Origin of the sequence: Pseudomonas fitomaticsae (assembly GCF_021018765.1) — a bacterium.
In the GTDB taxonomy this organism is placed as follows: Bacteria; Pseudomonadota; Gammaproteobacteria; order Pseudomonadales; family Pseudomonadaceae; genus Aquipseudomonas; species Aquipseudomonas fitomaticsae.
Genome location: NZ_CP075567.1, coordinates 1598059 through 1610505 on the forward strand (window position 1 = coordinate 1598059; position 12447 = coordinate 1610505).

Genomic DNA, 12447 nt, shown 5'->3' on the forward strand with positions numbered 1-12447 from the left:
CGGCATTCTTCAGAGCCGCGCAGAAACGGCGCAGACCAATATCCAGGAGTCCCACGTACATGAGCAACATGAACCACGAGCGTGTCCTCAGTGTTCATCACTGGAACGACACTCTGTTCAGCTTCAAGTGCACCCGCGATCCGGGCCTGCGCTTCGAGAACGGTCAGTTCGTGATGATCGGCCTGCAACAGCCAAACGGCCGCCCGCTTATGCGCGCTTACTCGATCGCCAGCCCGAACTGGGAAGAGCATCTCGAGTTCTTCAGCATCAAGGTGCAGGACGGTCCGCTGACCTCCCAGCTGCAGCACCTGAAGGAAGGCGACGAGATCATCATTTCGAAAAAACCGACCGGCACCCTGGTGCTGGACGACCTGAACCCGGGCAAGCACCTGTACCTGCTGAGCACCGGTACCGGTCTGGCGCCGTTCATGAGCGTGATCCAGGACCCGGAAACCTACGAGCGCTTCGAGAAAGTGATCCTGGTTCACGGTGTTCGCTACGTCAACGAAGTCGCCTACCGCGAATTCATCACCGAGCACCTGCCGCAGAACGAGTTCTTCGGCGAAGCGCTGCGTGACAAGCTGATCTACTACCCGACCGTGACCCGCGAGCCGTTCGAGAATCAGGGCCGTCTGACCGACCTGATGCGCAGCGGCAAGCTGTTCAGCGACATCGGCCTGCCACCGATCAACCCGCAGGACGACCGCGCGATGATCTGCGGCAGCCCGAGCATGCTCGACGAGACCAGTGAAGTGCTCGACAGCTTCGGCCTGAAGATCTCGGCGCGTATGCGCGAGCCGGGTGATTACCTGATCGAGCGCGCATTCGTCGAGAAATAATCCGACGATGCCGACAGAAAAGCCCGCGTTGCCTGAGAAGGCAGCGCGGGCTTTTTCGTTCCTGGGGTTCAGTCAGCGGCGGGAATCACTTCCAGCACGCGAATCTGCTCGGGCGTCGGGTAATGCCAGCGCACGTCCAGATCCCAGAACTGCGCGCCGTATTCGCGCTCTGGCGCGGGCGTCTGATAGGCCGGACGCGGATCCTGGGCCAGGCACTGCTCGATCAATTCGACCAGCGGCTCGGCCAGGCGCTGAGCGTGCGTGTGCGCCTGTTGCAGCGCCGCATCCGTCCACTGCACGTTGATCAGTTGCGGCGCGGCACTGGCGATGCTGTTGGAGGCGTCAGCGATGATATCGGCGTAAGGCACGTAGGGTTTGATGTCGAGAATCGGCGTGCCGTCCAGCAAGTCGATGCCGGAGATGAACAGGCGATGGGCCTCGACCCTGTCCAGCTTCACCACCGACTGGCCGATGCCGTTCGGCCGGTGGGTGGCGCGGGTGGCGAACACGCCCATGGACTTGTTGCCGCCCAGGCGGGGAGGGCGGACCTTCAGTCGCGGCTTTTCTTCCAGCGCCTGATGGAACAGGAACAGCAGCCAGATATGGCTGACCTGCTCCAATCCTTGCACCGCATCGCCCTGATCGAACGGCGCCACCAGTTCCAGCACGCCACGGGCGGCGGGGGCCAGTTGCGGCTGGCGCGGGATGGCGAACTTCTCCTTGAAGCAGGAGCGGACGAAGCCGATGGGGGAGACGCTGTAATTCATGGTTTGCATTCGAAGCGGAGCAGGGCGGGCATGATAACCCGTCCGGGCGCATCGCCGGTCTACAGACTGAACCCGCCATCCAGCGGAATGATATTCCCTGTCATGTACGCCCCGGCGGTACTGGCCAGGCTGATCGCCAGCGCCGCCATCTCTTCCTCACGGCCCCAGCGTTTCATCGGGATCAGCGCGGTGTCTTCAGCCAGTGCCTGCTGATCACTGCCGATATGCTGGGTCATCTTGCTCGGGAAACGCCCCGGCGCGATAACGTTGACGTTGATGTGCTGGCTCACCAGTTCCCGGGCGAGAATTCGCGACAGTTGATGCAGGGCAGCCTTGCTTGGCCCGTAGGCATAGGCCTGTTCACCGAACGAGGAAATCCCTGCCACCGAGCCGATATTGATGATCCGCGCCGGATTGGCCGCCGACCCGGATTTGCGCAACAATGGCAGAAATTGCTGGATGCAACTGAACACCGAGGTCACGTTGAGCTGCATGACTTTCTCCCAGCCCTTGACCGGGTAGCTCTCCAGCGGCGCGCCCCAGGTGGTGCCGGCGTTGTTCACCAGAATGTCCAGATGAGTGATCTCTTCGCCCAACCGAGCGGCCAGTTCTTTCACGCCTTCTTCCGTCGCCAGATTCGCCGCTACGCCCAGACAAGTGCCCAGAGCACTGAGTTCTTCAGCGGTTTGATGACAGGCTTCCGCGTCACGGGAGCAGACGTACACGCGGGCGCCGGCCTCGACAAAGGCCTTGGCGATCATTTTGCCGATACCACGGGTGCCGCCGGTCACCAGGGCGGTGCGGCCTTGCAGGGAGAAATACGGGTGCATGGCGAATCCTGAGGGCTAGGGTTCAGTACACCCTAGTCGCCGGCCGCGAAAAGCGGAGCCACTATTTTTGGAAGGAATGGAGGGGCATGCATGAAAACGGCGACCGAAGTCGCCGTGATCGAATGGGTCAACCGCGAACGCGCAGGGTCAGGCCCTTGAGGAAGTTGCGCAGCAACTGGTCGCCGCACGGACGGTAGTTGGTGTGACCGACCTTGCGGAACAGCGCGCTCAGCTCAGGCTTGGATACCGGGAATTCGGCTGCCTTGAGGATCGCGTGCATGTCGTCTTCCTTCAGTTCGAAGGCCACGCGCAGTTTTTTCAGGATGATGTTGTTGGTCACCGGCAGTTCGATCGGCAGCGGCGGACGGCTTTCGTCCTTGCCGCGCTTGAAGATCACCAGACCGTCGAGGAAGTGCGCGATGACTTCGTCCGGGCAGCGCACGAAGCCTTCTTCGTCTTCTTCTTTCTTGTCGAGGTACGTCACGACATCGGCAAGCGTGACGTCCAGGCCGCCGAGTTTGATGATCTCGACCACTTTCTTGTCGCTGATGTCGAGCATGTAGCGCACGCTGCGCAGAACGTCGTTGTGAACCATGTGTGCAATCCTGATTGTTCGCTGTGGGCATCGCGCGGGCGCGAGGCCGGAAATGTAGGGTGGCTTGCGAGCCTTAGAATTTCTCTTTGCCGGACAGGTAGCGCCATTGGCCGACCGGCACCTTGCCGATGGATACGCCGCCGATGCGGATGCGACGAATGCCGATGACTTTCAGGCCGACCGCTTCGCAGAACTGGGCGATGATCCCCGGCTGCGGGTTTTTCATGGCGAAGCGCAGGCGGTTTTCGTTCTGCCAGCTGGCCTTGACCGGCGGCAGCTCCTTGCCCTTGTGGGTGAGGCCGTGCTGCAGGCGGTTGAGGCCGTGGGCAACCATGTCGCCTTCGACTTCGACCACGTATTCCTGCTCGATCTTGGCCGCGTCGGCGGTGAGTTTGCGCAACACCTTCCAGTCCTGGGTGAACACCAGCAGGCCGCTGGCCTTGGGTTGCAGGTCGGCGCTGGCGGTCAGGCGCAGGAAGTGCCCGCGCAGCGGACGCTTGCCGTAGCGATGTTCTTCACTGAGGGTGTCGGCGTTGAGCGACTGCATGGCGCTGTCGACATCCATGCCGGCCGGCACGTTGAGCAGGAGGGTCACCGGCTCCGGCACGGTGGCCTTGGCGTCCTTGTCGAGCTCGACTTTCTGGTCGCCGACCTTGAATTGCGGCTCATCGATGACTTCGCCGTCCACGGTGACCCAGCCGCCCTCGATGAACAGCTCGGCCTCCCGGCGGGAGCAACCGACCAGCTCGATGAGACGTTTGGAGAGGCGAATCGGGTCAGTCATGACAGGGGCCGTAACAAAAAAGGGGTGGGCATTGTACCTGCCTGGGGCCGGTTAAGCCCGATTGCATTTGCGCCGTGTGGCTTTTAGCCGCGTACCGCGCGCTGCTCCGGTTGTTTCAGACGCATGTGCAACAGCGGATACGGCTGGCCCATGCCATCGACTTCCGAGCGGCCGATCACCTCGAACCCTTGCTTGAAGTAAAACCCCAGGGCCTGCGGGTTCTGTTCGTTGACGTCCAGTTCGTCGGCGTTCAGGTGTTCCATCGCGTACTTCAGCAGTTTCTTGCCAAGACCCTGACCGCGATGGGCCGGGTCGATGAACAGCATTTCGATCTTGCCCGCCGCGACCCCGGCGAACCCGGTGATGCGCTGATGGCTGTCCCGGGTGCAGATCAGCATCACCGCATCGAGGTAGCGGGTCAGCACCAGATTCTTCAGCAGCTCGATGTAGGATTCCGGCAGGAAATCATGAGTTGCGCGGACCGAGGCCTCCCAGACCCGGGTCAGTTCCTGATAATCGCTGAGTTTCGGCGTGTGGATGACCGAGTGGTGACGCATGCCCGATAGCCTCTTTGTCATGAATGAGGGGAGTCCTTCCCACCCCAAACGATAGCCGTAAAAAAGCCCCGCATCTCGTAAAAGAGAGCGGGGCTTTCTGTATTTTTCGCGCTTAGATCTGTTCGGCCCAGAGGTCGTATTCGTCGGCGTCGGTCACCTTGCACCAGACCTTGTCGCCCGGCTTGAGGTTGCTGCCGTTGTCGATGAACACGTTGCCGTCGATTTCCGGGGCATCGAAGAAGCAGCGACCGACTGCGCCTTGCTCGTCGACCTCGTCCACCAGCACTTCGATTTCACGGCCGATGCGCATTTGCAGGCGCGCCGAGCTGATGGCCTGCTGGTGCGCCATGAAGCGTTCCCAACGATCCTGCTTGACGTCGTCCGGGACGATGTCGAGGTTCAGGTCATTGGCCGGTGCGCCTTCGACCGGCGAGTACTGGAAGCAGCCGACGCGGTCGAGCTGGGCTTCGGTCAGCCAGTCCAGCAGGTACTGGAAGTCTTCTTCGGTTTCGCCGGGGAAGCCGACGATGAAGGTCGAACGGATGATCAGGTCCGGGCAGATTTCGCGCCAGTTCTTGATCCGCGCCAGGGTCTTGTCTTCGAACGCCGGGCGTTTCATCGACTTCAGGACTTTCGGGCTGGCGTGCTGGAACGGGATGTCCAGGTACGGCAGGATCTTGCCGGCGGCCATCAGCGGGATCAGCTCGTCGACGTGCGGGTACGGGTAAACGTAGTGCAGACGGACCCAGACGCCGAGGGTGCTAAGCGCTTCGCACAGTTCGGTCATGCGGGTTTTCACCGGCGCGCCGTTCCAGAAACCGGTGCGGTATTTGACGTCAACGCCGTAGGCGCTGGTGTCCTGGGAAATCACCAGCAGTTCCTTCACGCCGGATTTGACCAGGCGCTGGGCTTCGTCGAGCACGTCGCCGACCGGACGGCTGACCAGTTTGCCGCGCATCGACGGGATGATGCAGAAGCTGCAGCTGTGGTTGCAGCCTTCGGAAATCTTCAGGTACGCGTAGTGGCGCGGGGTCAGCTTGATGCCTTGCGGCGGCACCAGGTCGATCAGCGGGTTGTGATCCTGTTTCGGCGGCACGACTTCGTGCACCGCGTTGACCACTTGCTCATATTGCTGCGGACCGGTAACGGCCAGCACGCTCGGGTGCACGTCACGGATGTTGCCTTCTTCCACGCCCATGCAGCCGGTCACGATGACCTTGCCGTTTTCCTTGATCGCTTCACCGATGACTTCCAGCGATTCGGCCTTGGCCGAGTCGATGAAGCCGCAGGTGTTGACCACGACCACGTCGGCGTCCTGATAGGTGGACACCACGTCATAGCCTTCCATGCGCAGCTGGGTCAGGATGCGCTCGGAGTCGACCAGTGCTTTCGGGCAACCCAGAGAAACGAAGCCAACCTTTGGATTGGCCGGCGCAGGAGTGGTGGACATGTCTAACCTCGGTGTTTTGTGACGTCGCTTGCCTGATGCGAAAAGCCGACGGACGGGCGCTTAGGCTGCGCCTCTGATCAAAAAGTGCGCAATTCTAGCGGCGAGCAGCGCACTTGACCAGCTTTATGCAGGGAAATACGACGAGTGCTGCGCTATGCTTCGCGCCGTTGCGCTTTACTGAATTTTTACAGTCAAGAAAACGTCTGTTACAGGGCGTAAAAACGCGCATGCTGCACACAAAGCATAGTGCTTCATATAAGAAGCCGGTCTGGGAATCAGGAGTGTTGGATGGGTCAGGCAAGTAGTCACGCGGCAGGCGCCGAAGGTTCGGCCACCAAGCCGCTGAGCATGCTGGTCGCGGCGGTCGGGGTAGTTTACGGCGACATCGGCACGAGCCCGTTGTACACCCTCAAAGAAGTGTTTTCCGGCGCTTACGGTGTGCCCGTCAATCACGACGGGGTGCTCGGCATTCTGTCGCTGATTTTCTGGTCGCTGATCTGGGTCGTCTCAATCAAGTACATGATGTTCGTCCTGCGCGCCGACAACCAGGGCGAAGGCGGGATCATGGCGCTCACCGCGCTGGCCCGTCGGGCGGCGGCGGGGCGCAAGCGGTTACGCACGCTGCTGGTGGTCTGCGGACTGATCGGCGCGGCGCTGTTCTATGGCGACAGCATGATCACTCCGGCGATTTCCGTGCTCTCGGCCATTGAAGGTCTGGGCCTGGCCTTCGACGGCATCGACCACTGGGTGGTGCCGCTGTCGCTGGTGGTGCTGGTGGCGCTGTTTCTGATCCAGAAGCACGGCACGGCGCGGATCGGCATTCTGTTCGGACCGATCATGGTCACCTGGTTCCTGGTCCTCGGCGCCCTCGGCGTGTACGGCATCAGCCACACCCCTGAAGTGTTGCACGCGATGAACCCGGCGTGGGCGGTGCGATTCTTTACCGTCCATCCGGGCATGGGCGTGGCGATCCTCGGCGCCGTGGTGCTGGCGCTGACCGGTGCCGAAGCGCTGTACGCCGACATGGGCCACTTCGGCCGCAAGCCGATTGCCCGCGCGTGGTTCCTGCTGGTGCTGCCGGCGCTGGTGCTCAACTACTTCGGTCAGGGCGCCTTGCTGCTGGACAACCCGGAAGCGGCGCGCAACCCGTTCTACCTGCTGGCGCCGAGCTGGGCGTTGATTCCGCTGGTCGGTCTGTCGACCCTGGCCACGGTGATCGCCTCCCAGGCGGTGATTTCCGGCGCCTTCTCTTTGACCCGCCAGGCGATCCAGCTCGGTTACATCCCGCGCATGTACATCCAGCACACCTCCAGCGACGAGCAGGGCCAGATCTACATCGGCGCCGTGAACTGGTCGCTGATGGTCGGTGTGGTGTTGCTGGTGATCGGCTTCGAATCTTCCGGCGCCCTGGCCTCGGCCTACGGCGTGGCGGTGACCGGCACGATGCTGATGACCACGATTCTGGTGTCCGCAGTCATGCTGCTGCTGTGGAAATGGCCACCGATTCTGGCGGTGCCGGTGCTGCTTGGCTTCTTGCTGGTGGACGGTCTGTACTTCGCCGCCAACGTGCCGAAGATCGTCCAGGGCGGCGCCTTCCCGGTGATCGCCGGTATCGCACTGTTCGTGCTGATGACCACCTGGAAGCGCGGCAAGCAACTGCTGGTCGAGCGCCTCGACGAAGGCGCGCTGCCGCTGCCGATCTTCATCAGCAGCATCCGCGTCCAGCCACCGCACCGCGTGCAGGGCACCGCCGTGTTCCTCACCGCCCGTTCCGACGCGGTGCCGCATGCGCTGTTGCACAACCTGCTGCATAACCAGGTTCTGCATGAGCAAGTGGTGCTGCTGACCGTGGTCTACGAAGATATCCCGCGCGTCCCGCCATCGCGCCGCTTCGAAGTCGAAGCCCACGGCGAAGGCTTCTTCCGGGTGATCCTGCACTTCGGCTTCACCGACGAACCGGACGTGCCGCAGGCGCTGAAGCTGTGCCATCTGGACGACCTCGACTTCAGCCCGATGCGCACCACCTACTTCCTCAGCCGCGAAACGGTCATCGCCTCGAAACTCGAAGGCATGGCCCGTTGGCGTGAAGCGCTGTTTGCGTTCATGTTGAAGAATGCCAACGGGAACCTGCGATTCTTCAATCTGCCGCTGAACCGGGTGATTGAGTTGGGGACGCAGGTGGAGATGTAGGTCCCGCCACAACTGAAATGCCCCCGTCAGCTTTGTGGCTGGCGGGGGCTTTTTCGTTTTTGTGCACTTATCGGAATCCGGTGGAGGTCCCTGTGGGAGCGGGCTTGCCCGCGAATGCGGTGTATCAGTCAACAAATCAGTTGCCTGACCCATCGCCATCGCGGGCAAGCCCGGCTCCCACAATGATTTCTAGCGTCTGCTAAAAAGAAAAAGCCCCCGCAACCTCATGGCTGCGGGGACTTCTCGTTGGGGCGCTTCAGATCACTCTTCCGCCACCTGCGCCGAGTTCTGGCGCTTCTCGATCAGATCCACCAGACGCTTGGCCAGCGCCGGGTAGTTCTCGTCGAAGTGGTGGCCGCCAGGCAGTTTCACCGCTTCGCCCACCGCCGTCTTGTCGGTGCAACCACTTTCATCCGTCTCTTCTTCACCGTAGATGCACACGACCTTGGCCGGTGGCAGCTTGGCCATTTCCGGGCCGGTGGCGGCTTCTTTGCCGGCGTTGCCGAGCCAGCCTTCGACTTCGATTTCGAAGCTGCCGGTGCGGGCGAAGGCCAGCAGGATGATTGCGTCGACGCGCTGCTGCTCGGTTTCCGGCAGGCGGTTGTAGATGGCCGGCAGGACGTCGGCGCCGAACGAGTAGCCGGTCAGGATGAAGCGCTTGGTGCCCCATTTCTGGCGGTAGTGCTGCATCAGTTCGGTCAGGTCCAGTGCGCTCTGTTCCGGGCTCTTGTGCTGCCAGTAGTAGCGCAGGGTGTCGATGCCGACGACCGGGTAGCCGATCTTGGCCATTTCACCGGCCACGTCGCGGTCCAGATCACGCCAGCCGCCATCACCGGAGAGGAACAGGGTCACGGTGTCCTTGGCCTGGCCGGCCGGGACTTCCACCACCGGGATCTGCAGGCCGCCGTTGGCCTTGTCACCACCGACGAGGATTTTGCGCAGTTCGTTGTTCAGCACTTGCGGCAGGTTGATGTCGTAGTCGCTGATGCTGGTTTCGGCGTTCGGTTGATCGCGCACGAAACCGGCGCTGGTGTCGTCCGGGTTGTCGTTCCACGCTACCAGCCAGTGGCCGTGGGCGGAGGACTTCGGCAGCAGGTGGGTGCAGCCGGGTTTTTCCAGGGCCAGATCGACGGAGACGGCCTGGGCCTTGTCGTCTTTCTGCTCGGACAACCAGCGCCACGCCAGCACGGCGCCTGGGCCGATGCCGCTGACCAGCGTCGCCGGGCCGTTCAGTTCGCGCAGGCCGGCTTGCAGGGCGCGGCTTTGCAGCAGGCAGTCCTTGGGCAGGATCACCTGAACGATTTGCGCCGAGGCGCTGCGGCTCAGGGTGCTCAGTTGCTTGTCGCTGAGTTTCTGGTCGTCGTTGACCGCCACCAGCACCTGAGCCTTGGGCTTGGTACCGGGGATGACCCGGGTCATGGCGGCGCCATCGGCCGGGGTGAGCTGTTCGAGAGTCGGTTCCGGTGCCGGGCGTTTGAGGTACCAGAAACCGCCGCCGGCAATCGCGGCCAGCACCAGTAGTGCGACCAGGATGTACTTCAAGGAGCGTTGAATCATCAGCGTTTCACCAATCCAGTCAAGCCGCCCGCGATCAGGGCAGCAGTGTCGGCCAGCGCCACCAGCGGATCGAGTCCGGCGGGCACGGCCATATAACGGGGTTCCCAGTCAGGCTGGAACTTGTCTTTGAAGCGGCGCAAGCCTTGGAAGTTGTACAGCTGCTCACCACGGCGGAAAACCATCGAGCCCAGACGCTGGGTCAGCGGTGCCCCGCGCCGGGGTTGCAACCCCGACAGCGGCACCATGCCCAGGCTGAAGCGCGCGTATCCGTGACTCTTATAGTGTTGAATCAGACCGACCATCATGAATTCCATGGTCAGCTTGGGGGCGGCCGGGTGCGCGCGCATCAGGTCGAGACTGGCCAGGTCATGGCTGTAGGTCTCGAGCAGGTTGGCGAACGCCACCGGGCGACCTTCGAAGCGAATCACCGCGATGCGGAAATGCTTCAGGTAATCGTCGCTGAAACGGCCGAGGGAGAAGCCTTTCTCGCGCACGTTCTTGCCGGTCAGCCAGGCATCGGAAATCACCTTGAGCTCATCCATCGGCGCCTGGCCCGGCTCATGGATTTCCAGCGACAGGCCGTCGCGGGTGCCACGGTTCCAGGTGTACCGCAGGTCCTTCATCTCCTTGCCCTTGGCTTCCAGGTCAAAGCGATGCAGATCGACCCGGGCTTCCTCGCCCAGCTTGATCGCGGTCAGGCCGATGTCCATGTAGTACGGCAGGTTCTCGGCGCGCACCTGATAGAACACCGGGCGGGCGTGATGGATGTCGCACAGGTCGCGGAACTGCCAGATCATCTCGGCCCGTTGCTGGCCGGGGCCGATCGGGTCGTACAGGGCCACCAGACTGCGGCCGCGACGGGCGTACATCAGGAAGGCTTCGTCGTTGGGATGAAACAGCAGCGCCTTGTCGCCGGTCAGGGCCAGGCCGCCGTCCGGTTGCGACGAGGCCATCAGGATCTTCGAGGCGCGTTCCAGTTCATCAGGTGTCGGCAGGTGGATCACCGGGCGAGCAGTACGCAGCAGCCAGGTCAAGGCGATCACCAGCAGCAACACGGCGGCACCGAGCAGCGAGCGCAGACCGCGCGGGGCGTCGGCGTCGAGGGTGAACTGCCACCACAGTTGATGGCTGTACGGAACGTCCTGATAAGCGAACAGCAAAAGCCAGGTCGAAGCACCGAGTACGCACAGGCTGGCCACCAGATACAGCGGCGAGAACGGCAGTTCGGTCAGGCGGCTCGGGCGGTAGAACGAGCGACGGAACACCCCCAGCAGCGCGGCGGTGAGGGTCATCAGGGTCGCTTCTTCCCAGTCGAAACCCTTGAGCAGCGAGAGCAGGGCGCCCACCAGCAGCAGAATGGTGGTGAGCATCCACGCCGCCGACAATCGGCGACGCAGGCCTTGGGCGAGCATCAGGCACAACACGCCGATCAAGCTGGCGCCAAAGTGCGAAGCGTCGACCAGACGGTGAGGAATCAGAAAGCCGATGTGCTCCAGACGGGTGTCGATCTCTGGCGTCGCGCCGGAAAACAGCAGCACCACACCGGACAGGAACACCAGCACCGCGAGAATCGGTGCCGCCAGACCGGAAGCCGCGCGCATGGTCTGCGACTGAAACAGGCGCTGGCCTTCGTTGAGCAGCAACAGCACGCAGGCCACCAGCAACGGCAGCACCACGTAGATCAGGCGATACAGGAGCAGGGCGGCAGCCAGTGGCGCGGCGCCGAGCTTGTCGGCGAATGCCGCGAGCAGAATGGCTTCGAAGACACCCACGCCACCCGGAACGTGACTGAGTACGCCAGCAGCCAGCGCCAACAGGTAAACCAGCAGGAAGGCACCGAAGGGCGGCGCTTCCGGCAGCAGCAGATAAAGGACGGTTGCAGCGGCGGCGACGTCGAGAGCGGTGATGACCAGTTGCAGGAACGTCAGGCGGCGACCCGGCAGGCGCAGGGTGCGACGACCGGCCCGAACCAGCAGGTTGTCCGGGTAAGGTTGTTCCGGCAGGCGACGGCGATAGATGCCGATGGCCAGGATCGCGCCGAGCAGCAGCACTGCGCCGGCAATCGTTCCCAACAGGGACTCGGACAAACCTAGCGCCTGCGACGCAGCAGGCAGGTTGCTCAAGGTCGCAAGCGCAGCCAGTGGTGGCAGGGCGCAGCCCAGCGACAAGCTGGCGAACAGCGTCATGTGCGCGACTTCGGAAGCGCCCAGGCCATGTCGTGCATATAAACGGTAACGCACCGAGCCACCGGACAACATCGATAGACCAATGGCATTACCGATGGCAAACGCGGTGAAACCACCCAGCGCCAGAGTTTTTGGTGCCAGCGTCACCCGGGCATAGCGACTGGCCGACCATTCGTAGCCGAGCAGAATGATGAAGCCGACGACTGTCGCACCGAGGGCGCCGAGCAGGGCCGGTTTCGGCACGTCGAGAATCGAGTCGTGCAGGGCGTCGAGATCGAGTTCGCTGAGCAGATGGCGACAGGCAATCAGCGCGATGGCGAACAGCAGCAAAGTGACCGCCAGACCGATCGGTTGCCGGTATTTGCTGATCCGATCCAGCAGGCGCAGACGCTCAGGCTTGATCGGTGGGTTCGCTGTGACGGTGTCTTGTGAATCAGACGAGTTGGCGCGCATCAATCACCTCTTGGATTGTGCGCGACAGGATGGAGGTATCCAGCCAAGTTACCAATCCCTGTAGAAAAAAATAATCACAAAATACTACGCCTCTCACCGGGTATCGGCGAGGGCAGCTCCTGGATTGCAGACGCCTTGCCTGCGACTTCAAGCATAGTCGCAACCTGGCGGGTCTGAAGATCCTGAACGGTGCACTGCACAGTGACAGATCATTGTTGCGAAAGGACTTTTTCCACAGA

General features: G+C 62.3%; 10 protein-coding genes. 2 read left to right on the top strand and 8 right to left on the bottom strand.

Translation table 11 applies throughout. The features are described 5' to 3' along the window. Positions 1 to 59: 59 nt before the first annotated feature. Positions 60 to 839, top strand: a complete 780-nt coding sequence (gene fpr / locus KJY40_RS07120) for a ferredoxin-NADP reductase (protein ID WP_007908723.1) — start codon at positions 60 to 62, stop codon at positions 837 to 839. 68 nt (positions 840 to 907) lie between these two features. Here the strand turns inward: fpr and tsaA are convergent, their stop codons facing one another. The 6 genes from tsaA to rimO form a co-directional block, all read right to left on the bottom strand. Then, complete coding sequence (tsaA, locus tag KJY40_RS07125; RefSeq protein WP_230735825.1) at positions 908 to 1606, bottom strand: tRNA (N6-threonylcarbamoyladenosine(37)-N6)-methyltransferase TrmO; 699 nt, start codon at positions 1604 to 1606, stop codon at positions 908 to 910. A gap of 59 nt (positions 1607 to 1665) precedes the next feature. Next, positions 1666 to 2436 carry an SDR family oxidoreductase gene (locus KJY40_RS07130; RefSeq protein WP_230735827.1) on the bottom strand — a complete coding sequence of 257 codons (771 nt, stop codon included), beginning with the start codon at positions 2434 to 2436 and terminating at the stop codon, positions 1666 to 1668. Positions 2437 to 2563: 127 nt separating this feature from the next. Then, entirely contained in the window at positions 2564 to 3031 is a 468-nt protein-coding gene (locus KJY40_RS07135; protein ID WP_007954948.1) for a YehS family protein, read from the bottom strand. 73 nt (positions 3032 to 3104) lie between these two features. Then, positions 3105 to 3815, bottom strand: coding sequence for an rRNA pseudouridine synthase (locus KJY40_RS07140; RefSeq protein WP_230735829.1), 711 nt, complete (start codon positions 3813 to 3815; stop codon positions 3105 to 3107). A gap of 83 nt (positions 3816 to 3898) precedes the next feature. Then, positions 3899 to 4372, bottom strand: a complete 474-nt coding sequence (locus tag KJY40_RS07145) for a GNAT family N-acetyltransferase (protein WP_041475157.1) — start codon at positions 4370 to 4372, stop codon at positions 3899 to 3901. Positions 4373 to 4484: 112 nt separating this feature from the next. Further along, positions 4485 to 5822: a 30S ribosomal protein S12 methylthiotransferase RimO gene (gene rimO, locus KJY40_RS07150; RefSeq protein ID WP_007954955.1), complete on the bottom strand. Its 1338-nt coding sequence runs from the start codon at positions 5820 to 5822 to the stop codon at positions 4485 to 4487. 348 nt (positions 5823 to 6170) lie between these two features. On the opposite strand from rimO, the gene KJY40_RS07155 reads away from it, so the two are divergent. Further along, complete coding sequence (locus KJY40_RS07155; protein ID WP_407681997.1) at positions 6171 to 8012, top strand: potassium transporter Kup; 1842 nt, start codon at positions 6171 to 6173, stop codon at positions 8010 to 8012. A 261-nt stretch (positions 8013 to 8273) separates the two neighbouring features. Here the strand turns inward: KJY40_RS07155 and KJY40_RS07160 are convergent, their stop codons facing one another. After that, the gene (locus tag KJY40_RS07160) at positions 8274 to 9569 is read right to left on the bottom strand and encodes a virulence factor family protein (RefSeq protein WP_230735831.1); all 1296 of its coding nucleotides are present in this window, start codon (positions 9567 to 9569) and stop codon (positions 8274 to 8276) included. Next, positions 9569 to 12208: a bifunctional lysylphosphatidylglycerol flippase/synthetase MprF gene (gene mprF / locus KJY40_RS07165; RefSeq protein ID WP_230735833.1), complete on the bottom strand. Its 2640-nt coding sequence runs from the start codon at positions 12206 to 12208 to the stop codon at positions 9569 to 9571. Before mprF ends, KJY40_RS07160 begins: the two co-directional genes overlap by 1 nt. Positions 12209 to 12447: the final 239 nt, after the last annotated feature.